General features: G+C 46.3%; 24 protein-coding genes and 1 riboswitch. Of the genes, 8 read left to right on the top strand and 16 right to left on the bottom strand.

All coding sequences use genetic code 11. The features are described from left to right. Nucleotides 1–150: 150 nt before the first annotated feature. The 6 genes from RS891_RS02330 to RS891_RS02305 form a co-directional block, all read right to left on the bottom strand. The gene (locus RS891_RS02330; protein WP_315794317.1) at nucleotides 151–1,536 is read right to left on the bottom strand and encodes a sensor histidine kinase; all 1,386 of its coding nucleotides are present in this window, start codon (nucleotides 1,534–1,536) and stop codon (nucleotides 151–153) included. Beyond that, nucleotides 1,529–2,176: a response regulator transcription factor gene (locus RS891_RS02325; protein ID WP_113055195.1), complete on the bottom strand. Its 648-nt coding sequence runs from the start codon at nucleotides 2,174–2,176 to the stop codon at nucleotides 1,529–1,531. Before RS891_RS02325 ends, RS891_RS02330 begins: the two co-directional genes overlap by 8 nt. 217 nt (nucleotides 2,177–2,393) lie before the next feature. Next, nucleotides 2,394–3,692 carry a serine--tRNA ligase gene (serS, locus tag RS891_RS02320; protein ID WP_315794316.1) on the bottom strand — a complete coding sequence of 433 codons (1,299 nt, stop codon included), beginning with the start codon at nucleotides 3,690–3,692 and terminating at the stop codon, nucleotides 2,394–2,396. Between the two features lie 292 nt (nucleotides 3,693–3,984). Further along, nucleotides 3,985–4,605 carry a hypothetical protein gene (locus RS891_RS02315; RefSeq protein ID WP_315794315.1) on the bottom strand — a complete coding sequence of 207 codons (621 nt, stop codon included), beginning with the start codon at nucleotides 4,603–4,605 and terminating at the stop codon, nucleotides 3,985–3,987. A 2-nt stretch (nucleotides 4,606–4,607) separates the two neighbouring features. Continuing rightward, nucleotides 4,608–5,519, bottom strand: a complete 912-nt coding sequence (locus tag RS891_RS02310; RefSeq protein WP_315794314.1) for a S8 family peptidase — start codon at nucleotides 5,517–5,519, stop codon at nucleotides 4,608–4,610. A gap of 68 nt (nucleotides 5,520–5,587) precedes the next feature. Beyond that, nucleotides 5,588–6,604 (bottom strand): hypothetical protein, encoded by a 1,017-nt coding sequence (locus tag RS891_RS02305; protein WP_315794313.1) that lies wholly within the window; start codon nucleotides 6,602–6,604, stop codon nucleotides 5,588–5,590. Between the two features lie 584 nt (nucleotides 6,605–7,188). Here RS891_RS02305 and RS891_RS02300 point away from each other — a divergent pair. Then, the gene (locus tag RS891_RS02300; protein ID WP_315794312.1) at nucleotides 7,189–8,424 is read left to right on the top strand and encodes an MFS transporter; all 1,236 of its coding nucleotides are present in this window, start codon (nucleotides 7,189–7,191) and stop codon (nucleotides 8,422–8,424) included. A 449-nt stretch (nucleotides 8,425–8,873) separates the two neighbouring features. On the opposite strand, the gene RS891_RS02295 is transcribed toward RS891_RS02300, so the two are convergent. Then, a complete protein-coding gene (locus tag RS891_RS02295; RefSeq protein ID WP_315794311.1) occupies nucleotides 8,874–9,362 on the bottom strand; it encodes a DUF2798 domain-containing protein in 489 nt (162 codons plus the stop codon). A gap of 186 nt (nucleotides 9,363–9,548) precedes the next feature. On the opposite strand from RS891_RS02295, the gene RS891_RS02290 reads away from it, so the two are divergent. The 7 genes from RS891_RS02290 (at nucleotide 9,549) to RS891_RS02260 (ending at nucleotide 15,342) form a co-directional block, all read left to right on the top strand. Continuing rightward, nucleotides 9,549–9,935: a VOC family protein gene (locus RS891_RS02290; protein WP_315796133.1), complete on the top strand. Its 387-nt coding sequence runs from the start codon at nucleotides 9,549–9,551 to the stop codon at nucleotides 9,933–9,935. A gap of 16 nt (nucleotides 9,936–9,951) precedes the next feature. After that, nucleotides 9,952–10,707, top strand: a complete 756-nt coding sequence (locus tag RS891_RS02285) for an NAD-dependent epimerase/dehydratase family protein (RefSeq protein ID WP_315794310.1) — start codon at nucleotides 9,952–9,954, stop codon at nucleotides 10,705–10,707. 144 nt (nucleotides 10,708–10,851) lie between these two features. Next, a riboswitch (TPP riboswitch) is annotated at nucleotides 10,852–10,964 on the top strand. A 220-nt stretch (nucleotides 10,965–11,184) separates the two neighbouring features. Beyond that, complete coding sequence (locus RS891_RS02280; RefSeq protein WP_315794309.1) at nucleotides 11,185–12,225, top strand: ABC transporter substrate-binding protein; 1,041 nt, start codon at nucleotides 11,185–11,187, stop codon at nucleotides 12,223–12,225. A 223-nt stretch (nucleotides 12,226–12,448) separates the two neighbouring features. Continuing rightward, nucleotides 12,449–12,739 (top strand): MTH1187 family thiamine-binding protein, encoded by a 291-nt coding sequence (locus tag RS891_RS02275; RefSeq protein WP_113055206.1) that lies wholly within the window; start codon nucleotides 12,449–12,451, stop codon nucleotides 12,737–12,739. Next, nucleotides 12,739–13,497: an ABC transporter permease gene (locus RS891_RS02270; RefSeq protein WP_063566244.1), complete on the top strand. Its 759-nt coding sequence runs from the start codon at nucleotides 12,739–12,741 to the stop codon at nucleotides 13,495–13,497. The genes RS891_RS02275 and RS891_RS02270 overlap by 1 nt, the downstream gene beginning before the upstream one ends. A 43-nt stretch (nucleotides 13,498–13,540) precedes the next feature. Further along, entirely contained in the window at nucleotides 13,541–14,440 is a 900-nt protein-coding gene (locus RS891_RS02265) for an ABC transporter ATP-binding protein (RefSeq protein ID WP_315794308.1), read from the top strand. A 95-nt stretch (nucleotides 14,441–14,535) separates the two neighbouring features. Then, nucleotides 14,536–15,342: a TatD family hydrolase gene (locus tag RS891_RS02260; RefSeq protein ID WP_113055209.1), complete on the top strand. Its 807-nt coding sequence runs from the start codon at nucleotides 14,536–14,538 to the stop codon at nucleotides 15,340–15,342. Nucleotides 15,343–15,459: 117 nt separating this feature from the next. Here the strand turns inward: RS891_RS02260 and nfsA are convergent, their stop codons facing one another. The 9 genes from nfsA to RS891_RS02215 all read right to left on the bottom strand — a co-directional run bounded on the left by nfsA (nucleotide 15,460) and on the right by RS891_RS02215 (nucleotide 23,909). Then, the gene (nfsA, locus tag RS891_RS02255; protein WP_315794307.1) at nucleotides 15,460–16,203 is read right to left on the bottom strand and encodes an oxygen-insensitive NADPH nitroreductase; all 744 of its coding nucleotides are present in this window, start codon (nucleotides 16,201–16,203) and stop codon (nucleotides 15,460–15,462) included. Then, nucleotides 16,187–16,795: a TetR family transcriptional regulator gene (locus tag RS891_RS02250; protein WP_063566247.1), complete on the bottom strand. Its 609-nt coding sequence runs from the start codon at nucleotides 16,793–16,795 to the stop codon at nucleotides 16,187–16,189. The genes nfsA and RS891_RS02250 overlap by 17 nt, the downstream gene beginning before the upstream one ends. A 227-nt stretch (nucleotides 16,796–17,022) precedes the next feature. After that, nucleotides 17,023–18,183, bottom strand: coding sequence for a YhgE/Pip domain-containing protein (locus RS891_RS02245; protein ID WP_113055213.1), 1,161 nt, complete (start codon nucleotides 18,181–18,183; stop codon nucleotides 17,023–17,025). Between the two features lie 339 nt (nucleotides 18,184–18,522). Then, the gene (locus RS891_RS02240) at nucleotides 18,523–21,033 is read right to left on the bottom strand and encodes a heavy metal translocating P-type ATPase (protein WP_315796131.1); all 2,511 of its coding nucleotides are present in this window, start codon (nucleotides 21,031–21,033) and stop codon (nucleotides 18,523–18,525) included. 182 nt (nucleotides 21,034–21,215) lie between these two features. Then, on the bottom strand, nucleotides 21,216–21,416 hold the full coding sequence (locus RS891_RS02235) for a copper ion binding protein (protein ID WP_113055216.1): 201 nt from the start codon (nucleotides 21,414–21,416) through the stop codon (nucleotides 21,216–21,218). A gap of 48 nt (nucleotides 21,417–21,464) precedes the next feature. Beyond that, on the bottom strand, nucleotides 21,465–21,866 hold the full coding sequence (locus RS891_RS02230) for a metal-sensitive transcriptional regulator (RefSeq protein ID WP_315794306.1): 402 nt from the start codon (nucleotides 21,864–21,866) through the stop codon (nucleotides 21,465–21,467). Nucleotides 21,867–22,020: 154 nt separating this feature from the next. Then, nucleotides 22,021–22,503 carry a GNAT family N-acetyltransferase gene (locus RS891_RS02225; RefSeq protein ID WP_315794305.1) on the bottom strand — a complete coding sequence of 161 codons (483 nt, stop codon included), beginning with the start codon at nucleotides 22,501–22,503 and terminating at the stop codon, nucleotides 22,021–22,023. A gap of 208 nt (nucleotides 22,504–22,711) precedes the next feature. After that, the gene (locus tag RS891_RS02220) at nucleotides 22,712–22,894 is read right to left on the bottom strand and encodes a hypothetical protein (protein WP_063566250.1); all 183 of its coding nucleotides are present in this window, start codon (nucleotides 22,892–22,894) and stop codon (nucleotides 22,712–22,714) included. Nucleotides 22,895–23,018: 124 nt separating this feature from the next. Beyond that, nucleotides 23,019–23,909 carry a DMT family transporter gene (locus RS891_RS02215; protein ID WP_315794304.1) on the bottom strand — a complete coding sequence of 297 codons (891 nt, stop codon included), beginning with the start codon at nucleotides 23,907–23,909 and terminating at the stop codon, nucleotides 23,019–23,021. Nucleotides 23,910–24,107: the final 198 nt, after the last annotated feature.

The raw sequence follows: 24,107 nt of genomic DNA, 5'->3' as shown, positions 1-24,107 counted from the left end.
TTAAGTTCTGCTTTGGTGATAGGCCTATCCTAAGGCAATTGTGTTACATCAGTATGACAAGGGAACAACCGGCTTTTTCCAACGTGTACATGCTTTAATCAGGTTGCTTCTCACACAAAAAAACCACCATTTGCATGGTGGCATCCTTAGTTAACGTTGTATTAAAGGTAAAGAAAAAGAAAACTTTACTTTTCCATCGGCTACGCTAAGGCCATAGTCGGCATGGTGGTTCTCAAGAATCGTCCGGGCGATAGATAAGCCCAATCCCGTCCCGCTAAACTTTTTGCTGCGCGAACTATCCATTACATAGAAGGGCTCCCATACCTGATCCCACTGTTCGTGCTCTTCCTTATCCGTTTCATTGGTGATACCGAAATATGCCGTTTCCCCTTTCAATTCAAGTGTAATGGTTATTCGGTCACCGCTTGTATATTTCACCGCGTTGGTCATCCAATTGTGCAGAACAGACTCCAGCTTCCGTCGATCAGCCAGCACCCAGGTCTCTGCAGTCCATCCATCCTCCACTTCCACATGCAAGCCATGCTGCTGAAATACGGTTTCATAGGTATGAAGGGTCTCTGTGAGCAATTGACGAAGATCAACGGGTTCAAAATCGTATACTTCGGCCTGCAGACGGGATAACTCCAACAGACGGTCAATTAAACCAGCCAGCTCTTCGCTCTGTTGCTGGATAACCCCGGCGTAAGTTCCATCATCCAGGCCATCCTGAATGCCAGAGGCATAGACACGAATGAGGGAGAGCGGTGTTTTTAATTCATGCGAGATGTCCGAGATGAACGTTCGCAGATTGGCATTTTTCATTTCCAACGAATGTTGCGCCTGCTGCAATTTGTCGCTCATCACATTGATGCTGTGTCCTAAAGACTCAATCTCATCTCCTGTCTTTATATCAACCTTCGCAAACGATAAATTGGAAATGGCTTCAGCCGTTTCGCTTAGTTTTGCGAGCGGTTTAACGATCCGGGCGGTATACAGCACGGAAAGCAGGATAAGCATCAGCAGCATACCGAGCCATATGTACGCATTGAATTGATTAATAATTCGAATCGTCTCCGATGAATGGGAGATGGATTCGCCGACTGCAAACACGGAATCCCCCACCATAACAAAGTTCACGAGAAAGCTGGATTTCAGCTTGGTCTGATCATAGAATTTATTAACCCGGGCACCCTCACGCAGCGCAGAGATACTCTCTTCTGTGAGCCAAAATTTACTGAGGGCAATCCCCTTGCGGTTATATTGCCATAACAATTGATCGTTAATATCATTTACACTATCCTTCAACGAAGCATAAGCGATAGCGACCTCGTACTGCGTCTCAAGGCTCTCAATTCGTTGTATTGGAACGTCATGTTCTGAAGCAGAGATTTCAGTCGTTAACTCGGCCAGCTTCTGCTTTTTCTGATACAAAAAATAGCTGGGCAGGAAAAACGTATTGACGATAAAGGATAGGAAAAAGACAACACACAATGCACCGATAATACGCACGAGCAGTTTTCGGGTCAGTTTACTCATTTTGATCCTCTAGGCAATAGCCCATTCCCCGGTACGTTTTGATCGAATCTTCTCCAATTTTCTCACGCAGTCTGCGGATATGAGTGTCTACGGTGCGTTCCTCGCCGAAATAATCGAAACCCCACACCTGATCCAGCAAAATTTTACGGGTTACAATCTGCCCCTTATTCATTCCCAGAACTTTCATTAATTCGAATTCCTTATGGGTAGCCCCTACATCCACTCCACCACGGTAGACCTTCTGGCCTTCCAGATCGACAGTCAGTTCTCCCACAATAATTTTGGCGGAAAGTTGCAGCAGCTTTTTTACACGCAATAGCAGGATACGCGAATCAAATGGCTTGCGCAGATAATCATCCGCCCCGGCCTTCAAGGCAAGAAATTCATCATCCGATTCCCCTTTGGCTGTCAGCAGCAATACCTTCGCCCGACTCGTACGCTTGATTTCCCGGCATACCTCGACACCGCTGCGTCCTGGCATCATCCAATCCAAAACCGCCAAATCGATTTGATTAGTATAAAAGAGATTCAGGGCTGCTTCCCCATCCTCGGCTAAAAATACCTGAAAGCCCTCTTTAACGAAATAGGCTTTTAATATTTGCAGCATCAACGGCTCATCATCCGCGAGCAGCAGGTTCATATCTGCGCCTCCTTTCCAAACTGGATTCTACTATACAATCTGTACGTTACAGCTGTGTGACATACCCGCTGGTTTGGCCATTCCCACATCCCTGTACTGCGCCACCCATACCATAGAAGCGCTGAACACTCTTAACTGCTCCCAACATCACAGGCAAAACAAAAAGGAACCCCGGAGCAGAGTTCCCTTTTGTTTCTCAACACAGCTTCTAGTCCTTTTAATTTTCTTCGTCCTGATGCGGCAAAACCAAAAATTCGGCACCGCCCATATAAGGCTGAAGTGCGGCTGGAATGCGAATGCTTCCATCCGCCTGCTGGTGATTCTCCAGCAATGGAATCAGAATGCGTGGCGAAGCCACAGCCGTATTGTTCAACGTATGACAGTATGCAAGCTTGCCTTGGGCATCGCGACAACGAATATTCGAACGCCGAGCCTGGAAATTATGCAGATTCGACGACGAATGTGTCTCCCCGTAAGCATTGCGGCTTGGCATCCAGGTCTCAATATCGTACTGTTTGTACGTTTTCTGCGACATATCCCCTGTACAGACAGCCACCACGCGATAAGGCAGTTCCAGCAATTGCAGTAATTCCTCGGCGTGTCCCGTAATTTCCTGCAGCATTCGCTCCGATTCTTCCGCATCCGGTGCACAGAGAATGACTTGCTCCACTTTGGCAAATTGATGCACCCGGTACAACCCGCGCACATCCCGACCGCCCGAGCCGACCTCACTGCGAAAACACGTCGATACGGCAGCCAGCTTGATCGGCTCCTGCACATCCACTATCTCATCCGCATAATACGAAACCAGCGGCACTTCCGATGTTCCCACCAGCCATTTATTCTCACCTTGCAATTCATAGACCTGATCCCGTCCTGTTGGGAAGAACCCCGTGTTCAAGAGTGTATTCTCTCTCACCATCAAAGGAACTTCCATTGGCGTAAATCCATGCTTCATTAGCAGATCAAGCGCAAGTTGCTGTACAGCCCGGTGCAGGAGCAACCCTGCTCCTTTGAGCACATAGCTTCGTGTGCCGCCGATTTTTACCCCACGCGGGATATCGATTAGATCATACCGTTCACCCAGCTCCACGTGATCCTTGGGCTCATAATTGAATACCGGCAGCTCACCCACACGTCTCAGCTCCACATTATCCTCATCCGATGCGCCCATTGGCGTATCCGGCGATACAACATTGGGTACCAACCATTGCAGCCGTGTCACTTCCTCTTGCACAACAGCAAGCTTGGCTTCAACTTGTTCTAACTGACCATTCAGCTGTTTCACCTGTTCCCTTAAACCTTCGGCCTGTTCACGCTCACCAGCTTGCATCAGTCTACCGATATCAGCAGATAACGAATTACGTACTCTACGCCCTTCTTCCGTTTCCAGTAAAAGAGCTCTGCGCTCTTCGTCCCGTTCCAACAATTCGCGAATACTGATATCCATTCTCTTGCCGACTGCCGCAGCCTGCACCTCTTCTGCATGCTCCCGAATCCACTTCATTTCCAACATGGTCACCGTCTCCTTTGGCTGTAAAAATACAAAGAGCGCCCTCATCCCTTGGGACGAGGAGCGCTCTGCTCGCGGTGCCACCCAACTTGCCAAACCAGAATATTCTGGTTCAGCCTCTTGGTCCGCGATAACGGGCGGTTCCGGTTAACTTGGGGAATGTTCGCTCCCCTGGCGAAAACGCCTCCGAGTTGGATGCTCTTCAACGGCATGGTCCGATCTGTAATTGTTGTTTTTCAGTATATACGAACTTTAGCCTGCATTGCAAGTTATAAGAAAATGCGCTACTATCCTTTTACTTATAGCTAAAAATCACCTTATCATCACTATCTCTACCCTCAACTAATTTCTCAGTGATTTTTTGCCCCGTTATTACATCAAGGAAAGTTTTTCGGTGATCTACTTTTAACGAGTTAGTTATACTATTTGAATACTGTATTCTAATCTCATCTATTGAATCATTATTAATATATCCATAATTAATCTTGAAATTTCTTTTCCCATCAATCATAGTACCTGAAGATTTGACTAACCAGAACGGAGCTTTCTCATCAATAGGGTTAATGTCTATATACTGCAGAATATATTCATCGTCAAGTTTCTCAGCATAGATCACCCCAACCTCAGCGGTTTTACTTTTATCGTTATATATTGTAGCAAATATGGAGTTACCTTCATAAGAAATAATATCAATTTTAACCTCTTTTGCTCCCTCTTTTATTTGCATTCTTTTCTCCAATCCTTCAATAACCAGATCTTGTAAATTCCCTGCTTTAATTGCTGTTGATTCATCTACTTTTGTGGTACTAGTACTATAATCATTAGGAGAGGAAGAAACCTGACCACCTTGATTTTTTTGAACACTACATCCAGTAAATAACGTAAGTGCAGTAAAAATAATAACAATTTTTTTCATTCCTACAATTCCTCCTCAAAAATGTGCTTTATATTAAGAATGTTGATAGGCCTTTTAGTATTGCGCCAATTAGCTATATAGTATTCACTATTTTCCTTTAAGAGACTTATTAATTCGAGATTATCTAAATGTGGATAGCGAACTTTTAATATAGCAAAGATAGTGGTAACAAAAGGAACTGCAACTGAAGTTCCATCATAGCTTGTTATTTGATCAACTTCAGGTCCAAGAGATACAATACCTTCTCCACGGACGAAAAATGTTATATTCGGATTATAAGTTGAAAAATCAGAAATATTAAAAAAACCATCCAATGATCCTACTGATACTATACCCTCTATCCCATATGAAGCAGGATAGGTTTCTTCTTGTTGGCCGGTGTTACCAGCTGAAACTATGAAAATAACATTATGCTCTTCTATAGCTTTTCGCATAGCATCATTTAAAATGCTATTTGGTATTTTGTTACTTACCGAAATACTTATAATTTCGACATTTTCATTAATTAAGGCATGTATTCCTTCCACCAAGTCCTCTGTAGAGAAATCTCTCTCTAGATTGTAAGCGTATATAGGGATTCCAGGGATGAGTCCGTAGAAGCTATTATCGACTGTGCGATTAGAATTAATTATTGCTGTTACTATAGTTCCATGACCAATTTTTTGACTCATAATTTGAGATAAATTGATAGCGTTAAGGTTAGGAATTGACTTAATACCATTATCAATTATACCTATTTTAACTTTTTTGAGATCATCTAGGTACACATTTGTTTTAATGCGGTCTGTTCCCATCATGAGAAGAGATTTACTGTTGAATTGATTATTTAAAATGAACATGGAAGTGCCCTGAGACTTAGACTGAGAAAAGACTAAAAAAATAAAGACTAATATTACAGTAAATAACCGTTTCATAATCCCCTCTTCTTTGAAAAAAGAACGTGGAAAATTCAAACTATTTCCACGCTCTTAGATAAGTTCTATTATTTATAATATGCTAACCAATGTAGCACCGAACCACTGCCGGAAACCTCAGTAATAGCATATTCGTGCCACCACGTTCCCGCTGTTACTGAAAACGAAATACCAGCTATATCATGAAAAAACGATATGCTACCGGTAACAGTCGAGCTTAAAGTAAATTTCACATCTGTAAATCCTTGAATAAAGCCGTTACTTCCAGTTGCCTTTTCTCCATTGTGATTTGAGGGGCTTTCTTCTGCAGTTACTATTCCTGATCCTCCTGATGAGCCTTGGTCACTTATATATTCAACTGACCATTTAGATTTATCTGTTGTACCATTATTTAAAATTTTAAAACGAAAAGTATCATTAACTGCAGCATAATGTGTAGCAGACTTAAATGTCACATCTGTATAAGATGAGTATGTACCTGACGAAGACAAATTCTCTTGTTTGAACATATCATCTTCTCCCCTTGATGAATTCCAAGGTCCTCCGATTGCTGTATCGAGAGTGTATTCGTCATCTGAACTTTCAAGAATGGTTTTAGCTTCCTTTGTTACAGAACTTCCATCCGGATATTTTATTGTGATTTTATCTCCTTTATTGATAGAATCACGTCTATTTAGCTCTTCCATATCTCCACTACCACGGACTAGGCTAGAACTTCGCTCCAGCAGACTCTTTATTGCACGTTTATCATTATTAAGGGCCTTTTCTTTTACATCCAATTCATTCAGCGCCACATAGTCACTTGGATATGAGGAAATTTCATTTAAATCAATCTTCTCTCCTCTTCTTTCCATACTAGCAATCAAAATATCAAAATCAGAATAATAATTCGCTTCTTCAATAGTTAGTCCGTTAGCAATCATTTCATCCATTAACTGAGATTTCGATTTATTATTATGACCTTTTTCAACGTCGTAATTAATCTGAAAATCTTCTTCAGTCTTTTGGTCCGATGCATATGCTGGAGATGCAAGTGTAGCAACAAGTGAAGCAGTGCATAAAAGTGTTATTAGTTTTCTTTTCATAAATATATCCTCCTTAAGAAAATTATGTATGTCGACAACATATGTATATTATACAATATAATAATTATTATTTCAATAGATTTCCTTTTTTGGTTAATAACAATCTTCTTTTTTTCAAAAAAAACATCAGAGTATAATTTTTGAAACTCTATGAAAACACAGTAATTCTAAATTAAGATATTAGATCTCAACTAACGTATATTGCAATCTAACTTCAAGAGGCTGTAAAAATACAAAGAGCGCCCTCATCCCTTGGGACGAGGAGCGCTCTGCTCGCGGTGCCACCCAACTTGCCAAACCAGAATATTCTGGTTCAGCCTCTTGGTCCGCGATAACGGGCGGTTCCGGTTAACTTGGGGAATGTTCGCTCCCCTGGCGAAAACGCCTCCGAGTTGGATGCTCTTCAACGGCATGGTCCGATCTGTAATTGTTGTTTTTCAGTATATACGAACTTTAGCCCCCATTGCAAGTTATCCGTGCACACCCTTACATGTCCTGTTATGATAGAGATTGTTTGTTTTTAGGAAATACTCCTGAATGGCAGACTTATTACATAACATAATATCTAGAAGGAGTTTTTCTTCATGAAAAAATTGCTTTGGATCGGATGTCTATCCTATTTCCTCATCGGGCTTGCCCACGTCGTTCTCGGTTCGATCCTGCCCGTTGCCCTTGAATATTATGGCAAGGATTATAGTCAGGGAGGCACACTGATCTTTGCCCAATTTGCGGGGTTCCTGGGCGGTGTACTGTTATCTCCGTGGTTGAATAAACGCTTTGGTAAGCGAGGCGGCCTATTAATTGCCGCAGCTCTGCTCTGCATTGCAGAGTTATCCTATATGCTGCTGCCTCCTTGGGGCTGGATGTTCGTCATTGCACCTGCAGCCGGATTCGGATTCGGCATGATTGAGGCCGTCATCGGTACAATCATCATTGCTGCAATTAAAGATAATACGGCGGTTGCCATGAGCCGACTTGAAGTGTTATTTGGTATCGGAGCCATGGTCATGCCGCTCATTGCCAGCGGTCTGATTTCTGCCGAGTACTGGCGTATGTCGTTCCTCGTGGTAGCCGTCTGTGCAGCGATGACTTTTATCTTCTGGGCCAAAAGTTCATTCGGTGAGCTGGACAGCGAGCTTAGTCGAAGCAGCTCAGGCCAGACTCCTGTACACACTCACGCTGCTGAGTCGCCAATGGGAACGAACCCTGCAGACATCAAGCCAACTCGTTCAACCTATTACGGCCGTAATTTGGCTCTTCTGTCTTTATTTGTTCTATTTTTCTTTCTTTATGTCGGCACCGAAATGAGCCTTGCCAACTTCATGCCAGCCATTCTGATTGAGAAAATGAACATGAAGGAAGCAGGTGCCGCGCTTAGTGTTACCTGCTTCTGGATCGCCATGTCTGTTGGACGACTGTTTGCCGGATATATCGCCGAGAAATTCCAATATCGCGTCTACGTTCTCTACAGCTGCCTTGCGGCAGTTGTGCTGCTGATGATCTTTCCTTTTACCAACCAGATCTGGTCGGCATTTCTGATCATTCTGTTGCTCGGGCTCGCATTATCGGGCGTATTCTCCATCGCCCTCGTCTTCGCCAGCAAAATGCTGCCTGGAACAGAAGAATCGACGCCCAGCATCCTGATTGCATCAGGTGGTGTTGGCGGTGCCATTCTGCCTTTGGTTACAGGCTGGAGCCTGGATCATCTGGAGGTTAACCAGTCCGCATGGATGCTTGCCATTTTTGCAGTTGGTCTGCTGATTATCAGCGTGATCACCTATCAATGGCAGAACAAACATGTGGTCGATACAGTGACTTAACAGTTATGTGTCGAGGCAGACCTGAGAATTAGAATCAGAAATAGAATACCTATTATAGAGATTGAGATGTCCATCGCCATGAATTGGCGGTGGACATTTTGTTGTAGCGTTATTCTGTTCTAACGAACCTGGTACACGCTATTCATCCCCATTTCTGCATGTTTGAAATCTAACGAATCCTAGAGACGTTATTCTAGATAATTAGCTCCAAATCAAGGTCTCGTTGCAGTTTCTTAGCATAATAACGCCGCTGAGATTCGTTAGATTTTTCATTCCTTAAAAACCGGCCTAATAAGATGTTCCCGATTCGTTAGCGCTGTAATCATGGCAGAAAGTGTCCTATCTTTGCCTCAGATCACCTTTCATTAAAGGTGATCATACGATCTATTTATTTACACAAGATTGCCCAGGAAATACTTTCAGGTGCTTTGAATCGGAACTAACATTATTTAGGTTGAAGGGACTACATTCCCCTTATCCTTAATGAATTTACCGAATACATATCGAACGAGTGGTCCCAGAATAATAATTTGGTAAGGTAGCGCCAGGCTGAAATTACGAGCAATTGTATGAAGATACGTACTTAGTACAGATGCTCCATTTAACTGATTTGCAAGATAAGCGGAAATCATTCCATACAAGGACATGATCAGAACCATCCCAATAACCATGAAAAATGACATGGCGAGCACACCCAGGATTTTGTTGGACTTGTCAAAAGGTAAGGCAAAGGCAATTTTTCTCGCTACAGGCCCCACAATGAAGGACTCCACCAGGAACGCAATGATAAAGCACAATATGAACTGAAGCAGTATCTCAAACGCGGACATCTTGCTCAATAACCCATTGTGCCATAAATTGAAAGTCATCATGACGACAACCATCCCTGTACACATCATTATTCCAAAAACAATCTGTTCTTTTTTCGTTGTTGGCAATTCTCTCATCCTCTCTGTTTACCTTCGTAATTATAGAGATGACAAACCCCTCTACATAAGTGAACATTCTGTGAACAAATATAATATTTCCAAATTAAAATCGGATTTGACAACCTCGTATTAGAGCCCTATCATATCCCTTAAAATGGTAGGGAATATTCGCTACATATAAGGAGGATTTGGATGATGAGTTTTCAAAAGCGCATTGACCACGTCGGCATTGCCGTTCGTGATCTGGAGACCACGCTGCGTTTCTATACGGAGATTGTTGGTCTTGAATTGAAAGACCGGGTAACTCATACCAACGGTGTCATTCAGCTCGCTTTTCTCGGCTTCAACGGAAGCCATGAGACCGAGATTGAGTTGATTCAGGGATACAGCGACAAGCTGCCTGCCGAAGGTACGGTGCACCATTTTGCCATCCATGTCGATGACCTTGAGTCTGAGTACAACCGCATTAAGGAAACCGAGGCCGAGTTTATTGATGGAGAGATGATTACACTGCCTAACGGTTACCGTTATTTCTTCATCTATGGACCTGAAAAGGAATGGATCGAGTTCTTCCAGCGCTAAGAATTGGAGCTGATTTATGAACATTTTAATTACCGGCGCAGCCGGAAAAATTGGACGTGACTTGTCCCATCACTTGTCAGAAGCATTTCACCTGCGACTTACGGATTTGAGTATCGACAGACTGCATACGTATCAAGGGACAAGCCATGAGATCATGACACTGGATGTGACAGATCCCGAAGCCTGTCAGCACGCTTGCGAAGGCATGGATGTGGTTGTACATCTGGCGGGAGACCCTTCCCCACATGCAGGGTTTTATGAATCGTTGTTGGATATCAATATCAAGGGTACATTTAATGTATTCCGTGCAGCTCAAGACCAAGGTGTGCAGAGAGTCATTCTGGCAAGCAGTGCACAGACGATTGAGGGTTATCCCATTGATGCTCAAATCTATCCGGACATGCCGACACGCCCACGGAATTTGTACGGGGTTAGCAAATGTTTTGGAGAATCGCTCGCTTCCTATTTTGCGTATACCGAAGGTTTACAAAGTGTTGCAATACGTATAGGGGCATATGATGATTTTCAACCGGATGGACCCGCGCTGGAGGCAAGGGATATGAGCGCGTATATTAGTCCGGCTGACTTGTGTGATTTGATGTTCAAAGCAATTACAGCTCCAGATCTGGAACCCTTCACCATACTGCATGGAATCTCGAATAATCGGTTTAAACGATTGAATCTGGAAACCACTCAGAAACAGGTAGGCTATGACCCGAAATCCGATGCTTTTGCACTCAGTCAGATTTCCTTATATGATTCGCCACGATAATTATTGAAAATAACACATCTAGAGAGGTCGTTATACGCATGTATAACGGCCTTTTGACTATTTCATACGTGCCCCTATCCAGTTCCTGACTGGACATGCATGGGCCTCTGGCCTATAATTACACCTAGTAATGCCCGTAACTTCATAGTTTCCCAGGGGAGTCGGAATAGGCCGGCTGAGAGTGTATCCCACCAAGATACTGACCCTTAGACCTGATCTGGATCATGCCAGCGTAGGAATCGGAGTATATCGAATTGGCCCAGCCTCTTTGCTGAGTGCCACATCTCTAACGCCTGCACGCGTCCCGGATTAACGGGGCGCTTTTTTAATGTTCTTTTATATAGCCAGAGAGCTAAAAAAGTGACGTCATCCGGATCATAGCTGGTATAAATCTGTCGATTTATGCAAGAAGCTTGGATATGAAGCCAAGGAGTACCCCGCGCCACTGGCCGGACAACATGAAGGAGAGAAATAAAGATGAGATGGCGTAAAATGATGGGCCTAATGCTCTTGTGCGTACTACTAGTGGCTGTGGCTGCATGTGGCGGCAAAGAAGCTGCACCTTCAGGAGAAAATGGTAGCAGCAACACCGAAAACAGCAATGAAGGTGACAATGCAGCCCTCAAGGACGTTAAAGTGGTGCTGGACTGGACACCAAATACGAATCATACCGGCCTGTATGCGGCCGTAGATCAAGGTTTTTACAAAGCCGAAGGCTTGAATGTCGAGATTGTACAGCCAGGTGCCGGAGGCGCGGATACCATGGTAGCTTCGAACGAAGTGCCTTTTGGCGTAAGTTATCAGGAGAGTGTGACCCAGGCCCGCACACAAGGCGTACCACTCGTGTCCATCGCTGCGGTTATTCAGCATAACACGTCCGGATTTGCCGCTCCGGCGGATCGGAACATCAAGTCCCCCAAAGATTTTGAAGGCAAAACTTATGGTGGCTGGGGCTCCCCGGTAGAAGAAGCTGTGATGCAGTCCATTATGGAAGGCGAAGGCGCCGATGTATCCAAAGTAAAAAATATCAGCATGGGCGATGCAGATTTCTTCACCGCTGTGAAACGCGATATCGACTTTGCCTGGATTTTCTACGCATGGACGGGCATTGAAGCCGAACTGCGCGGCGAACCGATCGACATGCTATATGTGAAGGATTATTCCGAGGCACTGGACTACTACACTCCAGTACTTGTTACCAATGAAAAGACGATTCAGAACGATCCCGAGCTGGTTAAAGCGTTCTTGAAAGCGACTTCCGAAGGATATCAATATGCGATTGAACATCCCGAAGACGCTGCCAACATTCTGATCATGGCCGTACCGGATCTGGATAAGGACCTTGTACTCGCAAGCCAGAAGTGGCTGAGTCCGAAATATCAGGATGACGCACCGCGCTGGGGTGAGCAAAAGCAGGAAGTATGGCAGAACTACACGGACTGGATGTTTAGCAAAAAACTGCTCGACGAGCAGGTAGATGTATCCAAAGCATATACGAACGAGTTCTTACCCCAATAAAATTATCCATATAAAATGAACTTAGTATTTACACGAGAACGAAGAGGACAGAAATAACGTGAAAAAGCGAAGCGTTCGCCTTTATCACCGGATTTTCCCTTTGGAGAAGGGAATCAAAAAAATCTGGGGATAACAGCGATTGGAAGGTTATTCTGTCATCGAAGTGGCAAGTGTAACAGTCATTAGTTCGTTTTATATATTTCGAAAGGAAAAGTGATCTCTCATGGCAAGCACACTACTTAGCATTCAAGTCATTCCCAAAACGCCCAATGGCGAAAATTCCTATCCTTACGTTGATCGTGCCATCGAAGTTATTCAGCAGTCTGGTTTGAAATATCAGGTTAATCCACTGGATACCACGATGGAAGGAGAACTGGATGAGCTGTTGGAGGTTGTTCGCAAAATGCACGAAGTTCTTGTGGAAGCCGGCAGTCCGAGCATCATCTCACAGATCAAGATCGCCCATAGCCCAAGTGGCTTCAGCATGGACACCCTGACGGAGAAATATCGCTAATGCATGCCTATTGGAAAAGCGTTTGGCCGCCCTTTGTGGCGGTTATTCTCTTTATAGCGATATGGCAGGGAGCCGTCTCCCTGTTCCATATTGAGAAATGGATGCTGCCTGCACCTTCGGACATCGCCCATGAAGCAGCGTCCCAGGCCGAGCGACTTGGCATGCATGCATGGGCAACAATCCAGTTGACTTTGATAGGGTTTGCAGCAGGTACACTTGTGGGATTACTGATTGCGATGGTGCTGCATTTAATTCCCTTTTTGAAATCTGCACTCTATCCATTACTTATTCTTAGTCAAAATATACCGACCATCGCGCTTGCGCCGCTCTTGCTGATCTGGTTCGGATTTGGGCTGCTGCCCAAACTGATTACCATCATCCTGGTCTGCTTCTTCCCGGTGGCTGTAGCTGCCATGGACGGGTTGACCCGCACCGATGCAGCGATGATGAACTATATGCGCATGGCTGGTGCAAAACGCGGCCAAATTTTCTGGAAGCTCGAACTCCCACATGCATTACCCTCAGTGTTCTCGGGGATTAAAATTGCCGCTACGTACAGCGTCATGGGTGCGATTATCGCCGAATGGATCGGTGCAGATAAGGGTATCGGTTATTATATGATGCTGCAAAAATCGGCCTATCGGACGGATCGTCTTTTCGTGGCAATCATGATTATTGTGGCACTGAGCCTGCTGCTCTTCCTGCTCATTGCGCTATTGGAGAAGCTGCTCGTACGCTGGCGGCCACAAAAACGATAACTTTGAAATATGCACCATATAACGGTTAGGAAGTGATGAAAAGATGACACCCGAACACAACGAGCAGATAGCTGCTGCACCGAATGAAGGTGCAACCATTCCAAAAGGTAGTGGACTTTCTGAGAATGGAGCCGCGGCCTTACCTGCACATCATTTATCACCAGCGCTCGAAGTTCTGAACGTGCATGCTTCGTTCCGCGAGCGACGCAGCACATTGCCCGTTCTGGATGGCCTGTCACTGACCGTGGAGCAAGGAGAATTCGTAGCCATCGTTGGCCCTTCCGGCTGTGGCAAAAGCACCCTGTTTCACATCATCGGCGGTCTGCTGAAACCACAGGGGGGCCAAATCCTGATGAATGGTCAGGATGTTACCGGACAACGCGGCAAGATTAGCTATATGCCGCAGCAGCCTGCCCTCTTCCCATGGCGTACCATTGAGGACAATGTGCTGCTTGCTGGTGAAGTGTCTGCAGATGCACCACCCCGAGCAGAAGCGCTTGCAGATGCCCGGAAGTGGCTGAGCAGTGTCGGACTGGCCGGATTTGAACAAGCCTATCCGCATATGTTATCGGGTGGCATGCAGCAGCGGGTTGCCTTTCTGCGCGCGCTGCTCAGTCCGCAGGAGCTGATGCTGCTGGACGAGCCATTTAGTGCACTTGATGCATTGACCCGCAGCGACATGCAGCGCTGGCTGCTCGATATCTGGGAACAGAACCGCCGCTCGGTGCTGTTCATCACGCATAATATTGAGGAAGCGTTATTGCTCGCTGACCGTATCTATGTTTTATCGAATCGGCCTGCAGCTGTACTTCACGAAGTCGATGTTCCCTTTGATCGTCCACGTCGCGAAGCGATCACGGAGGAATCCGCTTTTCTTGAACGCAAACGGCAGATTTCCCAGTGGATGAGAGAAGAACAGCAGAAAACCCGCCTATCTAAATAGTGCGGGTTTTTAAGTTATTATTTCCCTAAAATGGGTGATCCGAGATATACAATATTGCGTATCATTGGTAAAAGATAAAAAGGAGGGGTCCATCCATGCAATCAACCGCTTTTGCACCCTTGATCGATGCTCATCTTCACCTGGACAAATATACAACCGAAGAACAACGTGAGATGCTGCATTCCTTCCCATCCCAGCAGGTTGAAGCCGTCATTGCCGTTTCCATGAATCTGGCATCAGCCCAGACCAACCTGGAGCTAGCTTCACAATACCCCCGCACCGTATATCCAGCCTTTGGGTTCCATCCCGAGCAGCCCCTGCCGTCCCTGGCAGAGCAGGATCTGTTCTTTGACTGGATCGAAAAGCATATGGGACAAGCTACAGCCATTGGGGAAGTTGGGTTGCCCTATTACAACCGACAGGAAGCCGAACTGGCAGGGCAACGCTTTGATCAGAGCGGTTATATCGATCTGTTGGAGCGATTTATCCAGCTGGCGAAACGGCACGGTAAACCGATTGTACTGCACGCTGTATATGAGGATGCCGATATCGCCTGTGATCTGCTGGAGCAATATCATCATCGCCGGGCTCACTTTCACTGGTTCAAAGGCTCCAAGCGGACCGTCCAGCGAATGGCTGACAACGGATACTTCGTCTCATTTACACCTGATATCATATACGAAGAGGAAATACGCGAACTGGCCCGTCAGTATCCTTCCGAGCAGGTTATGGCAGAGACCGATGGACCTTGGCCTTTCGAGGGACCTTTCCAGGGAAGAATGACGCATCCAGCCATGACAAGACAGGTTATTCAGGCGTGGAGTGAAGTGACAGGTATGGGAACGGAGCGGGCAGCGCGTCTCTTCTATCAGAATACAAAACGCTTCTACGGTCTTCCTTAGATTGGAATTGGCGTTCAGTCTTGTTCTGGTTCACTTTCTCCACTAAGTAGGCACTGCAGAGTATCAAAAAAAGAAGTCAGTCGGCATCCGCCGAACTGACTTCTTTTGGATTTACGCTTAACGTTTCAAGAATCCTTTGCCTTCGAGGAATGGCTTCATCTGTAGACGTACCGGTTCTGTGAGGCGTTTCGCCATCATTTCGGACCACGGTGTAGTACGTTCCCCTTGGGTGCGCTCCTTCATGTATGCAGCAGTCGTTTCGTCATAGCTCTCGACGCCTTTGAGGGTCTGCTCGGCGTTATAGCGGCCATGGTGTAAGACCGCATCCAGAGGTAGACGCGGACGAATCCCCGTCTCCTGATCAGCAACACCAATGCACATGCCATATACTGGATAGACGCCGTCAGGCAAGCCCAATACATCGCTAACTTCCCCAATGCGGTTGCGCAGCCCGCCAATATATACAATTCCGAAACCTAGTGACTCTGCTGCAAGCGCAGCATTTTGCGATGCGAGTGCAACATCAATTGTGGCCACCATAAAGTTTTCAGTGGAATCCTCATAGGATTCCTTTTCAGGTAAATGACGCTTCGCAGCATTACTCAGGCGATATAGGTCAGCACACCATACGAGAAATACAGGGCATTCGTTGATGTAAGACTGATTGCCTGCCAATTCAGCCAATTTGTCCTTTTGCTCCTGTTCGGTAACAGCAATTACAGTATAGGCCTGCACACTACTTGAAGAAGAAGCCATCTGCCCGGCCGCCACGATTGCTGCCAGCTGCACTTCACTTACCGGGTCTGGCTTGAATTTCCGCACAGAGCGGTGCTTCATCATCAATTCAATGGTTTCGTTCATTGCTATTCACTCCCAATCCTCGTAGTACGAATTCAATGGTCTGCTCGGCCAGCTCATCTGTGTTCATATCCTGATAGTCAAAGCTAAATCGTGAGTTCTTGGCCCGTTTGTGTGCCAAAGCCACACCCATGACCTGAAGCATTGCATAAGATACGGACTCGATCTGGAATACTCCCTGCTCCTTGCCTTCTTGCAGCAGTTCTCTCACTCTGGTCCAGACGGGGTCCAAAAAACGAAATACGGTAGCTGTGCGATGGGTACGCAGCGTGATTTCAAGCTGCACAATATCGCTCATCTCCCGGTCCGTCATTGTGAACTTTACAACTTCACCTATGATTCGTCGGATACCCTCCACGGGGGAGGACATGGACTCTTCAGCCAACTCATTCATCATATGATCAGGAAAAAAGTGCTCAAATAATGCTTCGAACACCTTTTCTTTTCCGCCAAAATGATACGAGACCAGCGATACATTCGCCCCCGCCTCATCACAGATTTGACGAACACTCGTCCCGTCATACCCCTGCTGTGCAAAAAGTTTCTTGGCTGCAAGCAAAATCCTCGTTTTTATATCCAATTCCGGTTCCGTCATTCCGTCCGCTCCTCTTGTCCGTTCTATTCATTTGCTCCAGCTCACCGGGCTGCAGCGAGACTACTCTATCGTTTCATTATGAAAGTTTGTGCATCAAAGCGCAAGGTGTGCAGCCTGTGTTCCTTCAAAGCTATCCACCTCAACCTACTATTAAACCAAGCACCCCGGTGAAAATCACCGGGGCGCTTGATCATAACCTATGAAGAACAACCATGATGTCTGAAATATTAGCTGTTCATTTGAGCCGGGCTTGGTGCCCCAGCTGGCATGCGTTGTTTTTTCAACAACGTCACCACCAGGGAGAGGGCTACAGCAACCAGCAATACGATAACAATCGAGCCAGCAGCGGCTTGAACTCCAGGTCCGCCCAGTTGAGCACTCAGAACACCTTGAACGGCATATGTGGCTGGCAGATACTGACCAATACCACTGTAGAAACTGTTCAGCAGTTCACGTGGCACCATTGCACCGGAAGATACCAGTTGCAGCGACAGTGAAATGATGTTGAACAAGCTTCCTGCCGGTCCAAAGCAGATCAGGAAGAACTGGGAGAAGAACATGAACGTGCAGAGGAATAACGCCTGGAACAACCAGAATGCGATAAATCCTTGCTCGATCTGTCCGCCAAGCGAAACAATTAGTGATGATCCCAGCAGGGAAACCACTAGAGCAGACCCCAGATTAATGACTACTCTGGCACCAAACAACGTCCAGCGGGAGTGAGTAGCGGACAGCATACCCATCGCTGTCTGCAGGTTCATCCCCATAATCATGGCTCCCACATAAGAAGCGAGTACCATCATCATCGGCACCATCTGGTTGTTCATGCCGTTAACCGGATTAATGGAAGTCGTTTTACCTTCCACGCGGGTAGTCAGGTTGGCAGCAGCTTCAGCTGCCTGATCTGCAGGCGCTCCGGAAGCCGTCAACACAGCTTGCACACCTTGAGCGGTTGCTTGCTTGTTAATCGTGTTCGTCACACTTTGCGATACACCTTGCATCATGCTTTTGATCGTAACCGGGTTCGCCTCGTTAATGGTGTACTTGATTTCGGCAGTGGAACCGGCTGTCTGAATCAGCTCGTTAAACCCTGCCGGGATATTCAGTACCATATGAATCTTGCGGTGATTTAACTGGTCAAGTGCTTCAGCAGCACTCAGATTCGTTACGGTATGAAAAGGAAGCGTCTCAGCCATGCGATCTGCGATCCCCTTGGACTGCTCTCCATCCTCATTGACAACGGCAACCGTCAATTCATTCATCCGGTCATTCACTCCGGAATATGCTGTCATCCAGATCACGCTGAAGATCACTTGGAACATAAGCGCCGTCACGATCCCCACAATTACTGGCGGTTTTTTCAACAATATACGTAAAGCCTGCAACATAAATGATGTCCTCCATTACTTATTAGTTCGAATTTGATGTAAACGATTGTTTAAATCAAACGATCGTTTTAAATTTTAAGTCTATATGTCTATATTGTCAATCTATTTCTGAAAGCTTCAGAAAGATAAAGATGTGTTTCGCAAACAATGAATTCCATTTCATAAGAGAACATCACTTCACATCCTCACCTCTGTTAACAAGGAAAGGACAGCACCTTTAACATATCTCAACCACCTTCCCCCCAACAAAAAAAAAAAAGCACGATCCGCCGTAGCGGACCGCACCCTATACTTACTTTTGAGCAAAATGAAAAGTTGATTCACGTCCCTCAATGGACATCAGTCATTGCTTTTCAGTTTCATTCGTTGCAGACGCAGCGAATTCAGTACAACCGACACGGAGCTGAACGCCATGGCCGCACCTGCCAACCAAGGAGCCAGGAAGCCCACTGCTGCAATTGGAATACCAATCACGTTATAACCAAGTGCCCAGAACAGGTTCTGCTTGATATTGCCCATCGTGCGCCGGCTCATCTCGATTGCGTCTGCAATACTGTTCAGATCGCCGCGCATTAGCGTAATATCCGCTGCTTCCATCGCTACATCGGTTCCGGTTCCAATCGCCATTCCAATATCGGCTGTAGCAAGGGCCGGAGCATCGTTGATTCCATCTCCAACCATCGCTACCTTGAGGCCACTCTCCTGAAGTTTTTTCACTTCTGCCGCTTTACCCTCAGGCAGTACCTCAGCCAGAACTTTATTAATTCCGGCTTGCTCCGCTACGGCGCGTGCTGTCCGCTCATTGTCTCCCGTAATCATGATGACATCGATTCCCATAGCATGAAGCCGCTGAATGGCTTCCCGTGAAGTATCCTTGATGGTGTCAGCTACAGCAACAACCCCAGCCCACTGACCGTCCACCGCGACCAGCATCGCTGTGCGTCCTTGTTCTTCAAGGTTATTCATCTGCTGCATGGTTTCCTCGGAGACATTCACCTTCGCATCCGTAAGCAGCCGGCGTGTCCCGACCAGGATTTCTTGTCCCTGGACTCGAGCTCGCACGCCATATCCCGGTATGTTCTCAAATTGCTCTGATGGGGTTAACTCCAGACCTTTACCTCGGATTCCTTCTACAATGGCCTCAGCCAAAGGATGCTCCGAACTCTGCTCTGCCGCTCCCACCCGCTGCAGCAGCTCTGCTTCCGTCCATTCCGGAGCCGTCACCACATCCGTAAGCACGGGCTTGCCTTGGGTAACTGTACCTGTTTTGTCCAGTACAACCGTCTGGATCTGCTGCGCCGATTCCAAATGTTCGCCGCCTTTGAACAACACACCGTATTCTGCCGCACGTCCGGATCCAGCCATAATGGACGTTGGGGTTGCAAGTCCAAGCGCACAAGGACAGGCAATGACAAGTACAGCAATGGCCTTCTCCAGCGAACCGGCAAAGTCACCGGGACTGGCGAACAGGTACCAGATCAGGAACGTCACTGCCGCAATCCCTACAACAATCGGAACAAAGATACCTGATATTACATCTGCAATCCGCTGAATGGGTGCTTTGGAGCCCTGTGCTTGCTCAACCACTTTAATAATTTGCGATAACGCCGTGTCCGATCCTACTCGGGTCGCACGCAGTCTTAATACTCCATTTTTGTTCAACGTAGCGCCTGTAACGGCGTCCCCTGGTTTTTTATCCACGGGCAGGCTCTCTCCGCTTAACATGGATTCATCGACAGAAGACTGCCCCTCCTCCACGATGCCATCGACAGGAATGCTGTCCCCGGGTTTGACCAGAACCAGATCACCAACCGCAACATATGCCGACGGTACAATAACTTCCTGTCCATCACGAATCACTCTGGCTTCACGCGGAGCCAGTTCGATGAGGCTTTTAATCGCCTGAGAGGAGCGCCCTTTAGCTACGGCTTCGAACCATTTTCCCAATAGGATCAACGTAATCAGGATTGCACTCGTCTCATAATAAAGCTCCACGGTTGGCATGGCTGCTGCAGCCATTCCCGTCCCACCATGATCCATCATGGTTGAAGCTGCATTGCCACTGGTCAGGGTCAGATACAGACTGTAGAAAAACGCCGCACTTGTACCCAAAGCAACCAGTACATCCATATTGGCACTGCCATTACGGAGCGCTTTATAGGCTCCCACATAGAACTGCCATCCGATGACAAACTGTACCGGCGTTGCCAACACCAGTTGGAACCATGGGTTCATGAACAGATCCGGTACCCAGATCCACGAGGTAAATGAGAAGTGACCCACCATGGCCCAAAGCAGCGGCAAAGATAACAGGGCGGAGATCATCCATTTCCACTTTTTGCGCTGTAGTTCACGTTCACGCACCGATTGGGTATCTTCCTGTGTCTGCTGCAATTCCGCGCCATAACCGAGCTGCTTGATCTTCGCCGTAATATCGGATGCCTTCAATGCTCCTGCTGCAAATTCCACATGTCCCGTTTCCAGCGCCAGGTTCACGTTTGCACGGGATACGCCTGGTAACCGGGAAAGACCCTTTTCGATTCGAGCAGAACAGGCAGCACAGGTCATGCCTGTAATGTCCAGATCCACGGATTCCGTTACAGTACCATAACCAAGCGCCTCCACCTTATCCCGCAAAGCATTGATGTTCGTTGTCTTCGGATCATAGGATACCGTTGCTTGTTCTATAGCAAGGTTAACATTCGCCTGATTGACCCCTTCCATTCGGGACAAACCCTTCTCAATCCGGGTAGAGCAGGCAGCACAGGTCATGCCTGTAATTTGCAGTGTTGTCTGTAATCCCGCCGCTTCCGGTGAAGGTACGGGTTCTGATGCTGTTGTGTTTTCCATTGTCGATGACTTATCCATGTTGTTAGCTCCTTTCTCTATGAAATATTGGCTCTCATCCCAATACCCCCAAGGGGTATATAAAAGACCAAAAATCAGGCTTAAACAATGAACTCATTTATTGGAAAAGAGATCTGTTGCATTCCTTTCCATGCAAAGGGAAGTTCAGTTTAAGCCTGCAATAATTAGACTACGTCATATCCTTGATCTTCGATGGCTGCTTTGATCTGATCCACATTGACTTTTTGCTCGTCATATTCAATTGCGACAGTTCCTGCTGCCAGATCAACTTGACCATTCGCTCCCGCATTCTTCACGGCTTCTTCAACCGATTTCACACAGTGATTGCAAGACATTCCTGTAACGTTCAACGTAATATTAGACATGTGTAGTTCCTCCTTGGATATATAAATGATGAGTTCATTCAAAAATAATTACTTCATTAACTTCCTTACCGTTACCAATAATTCATCCACAACCTCATGCTCTCCGGCCTGAATGCGTTCAACGATACAGCTCTTCATATGACCTTCCAGCAATAGCTTGCCTACCGAATTAAGAGCAGACTGAGCCGCCGCGATCTGCGTCAGCACATCATCACAGTAAGTATCCTTCTCGATCAATCCCTTGATTCCGCGAATCTGTCCTTCAACACGGTTCAAGCGAGATATCAGGTTGCCCTTCATCTCTTGGGAGTGATGGCTCTTCCGCACATGCTTCCCGTCACTGCCTGCCGTATGACATGAATCGGCTTGCTGATCATCAATCTGCGAGACTTCGTTCACCTCTGTTTCGGATGACTCCAAAGGTTCCTTGGGATGGCTCTGATGTTCCATTGCGAACACCCCTTTTCTTTCGTTCTGTTATAAGAGTAACATACCCCATGGGGGTATGCAAGGGTGATTTATTATTTTTCTCAAAATGGATGTTTACCATACTTCTTGAGCTGATTACTGCGCCAGACATCCTATTAGTCTTTGTACAGGCGCTCTATAGTATGTATTCCATTCTACTGCTGCGTACAGCCAGACCTAACTGCTCATAGAAAGCCTGAGCACCGGTATTAAATGTAGATACGGTCAGTTCAACACTGTCGATCTGTATTCCTTTGCCAAGTTCGATTAACTCCTGCATCAACAGTTTGCCTGTCCCATGTCCGCGATGTTTGCTGCCAACGATGATCTCATTGATGTATAACATCTTCCGATCCTTTAACAAATCCACATTCTGAATAACATTCAACTGAGCGCTCGCATATCCAACAATCTCACCCTGATCGAGCCATTCCGCAACATAGAGAAAACGATGATCCTCTTTCAGCAGTTGTTCATATTCCTTATGGCTCATTCTCGTCTGCAATTCTCTGTATACGTCTGGCCTAGCCTCCACATGCAAGCGATGCAGTTCATCCATTAATGCGGAAACTCCCGTGTAATCTCCGATGACAGCTCGTCTGATGTTGATTCCAATCATCTTTACACTCTCCATTTCACAAACCGTTTCCATGATTATACAATAAAAAAACATCTGTCGAAGTGATTCACGAACCCCAACTGCGCGTTGCGGACAATTCCCTTAATATCAGAACGATGATCCTCCTGATCTTATCCTTTTCTTATTTTATAAAAAAAGCAGATACCTTAACGGTACCCGCTTCTTTTCAAGCTATATCTGGTTCCTCTTATTCTTTGGATGATTTACCTTCATCAAATGCTACAGGTGACGGTTTGGCAGACCACTCGTCTGCTTGCGGCTCAATATCCACACCGCTCAAAATTTTCTTTTTCTCCATCAAGGAATCCCCGTCTTCATCCAGTTTGTTGCGAATTGCCGCCTCATCCTGAGGTTGATTATTCTGTGTCATGTTGGAGTCCTCCTCTTCGTAATCATTGGTGATGTTCCTATATATAACATACCCATTTTTTGCATTGTCATTCGGAATGTATACAAGGTTCAACAACCACTTGAAGAAAGTTCTCCGCATAACCTTAAATTTTCGCCACCTTACTGCCCTTCACTTTAACATTCACAAGCAGAATGCTGGCAATAATCATGATTAGACCTGCGATCAGATTGACCGTCACCGACTCTCCGAGGAACAGCACACTGCATAGCAAAGCGATCAGCGGAATCAGGAACGTGAACGATCCTACTTTGCTGGCTTCGCCGGAGCTGACCAGTTTGAAGAACGCGAGCCATCCCATCGCAATGACAAACACCGAAATAAACAGCGTATCCAGTATAAAAGGAAGCACCCACTGCACATCAGCCCAGCTCTCTGTTACCGTACCCGTCAACGTCAGAACAACTCCGCCGATCAGAATCGGAATGGCTGTCATCCAGATTCCATCAACCTTCATTGAAGTTCGCTTCATATATACGGTCCCGATCGCCCAGCTAATTGCGCTGAACAGCCCAAGCATTACCCCTTCAGGGGATACTTTTCCTGTCATGCCACCAATACTGATCGTAGCCACTCCTGCAAAACCGAGCACCAATCCGGCAATTTTCAGTCCATACATGGACTCTCCCAGCCATAGCCATGCCCCAATTCCGAGCAGCACAGGCTGCAAGAACACGATGGATGAAAATAATCCTGCCGGCACCTCCGTCAGCCCTACGGTCTGAAAGCCGTAGAAGAAGATGATATTAAGCACCGCAGATATGGCATAGATATGCCAGGTGTGCTTCAGGCGCAGCGTTTTGTAGCGGGGAAAAGCATACAACCCCAGCACCAAGCCCCCAATTAACAGGCGCATGCCTGCGAATATAAGCGGCGGTGTAAAATTTAATGCGTATTTGGTCAGGGGCCAGTTTACACCCCACATGAGTACCAGAAAAGCCAGGACCCAGCCTGCTTTTGCACGTGATAAAGCCATATGTTTTATTCTCCTATCCGGCACACATCTACATGCGCAGTTTAATCAATCGTACACATTATCCTGCGCTCTCTTTTGTGCCTGCAAACCATTTGGAATCGGATCCAGACCCTTTTTATATGCGTCTTTGATCGTTTCCGTGTATTCATGATACAATAATGATCAAAATAATTGAAATGCATGTTAATCATAAGGAGC

Origin of the sequence: Paenibacillus sp. BIC5C1 (assembly GCF_032399705.1) — a bacterium.
In the GTDB taxonomy this organism is placed as follows: domain Bacteria; phylum Bacillota; class Bacilli; order Paenibacillales; family Paenibacillaceae; genus Paenibacillus; species Paenibacillus taichungensis_A.
Note: the sequence above shows the minus strand (reverse complement) of the source record. Positions and strands in the feature narration are given on the sequence as shown.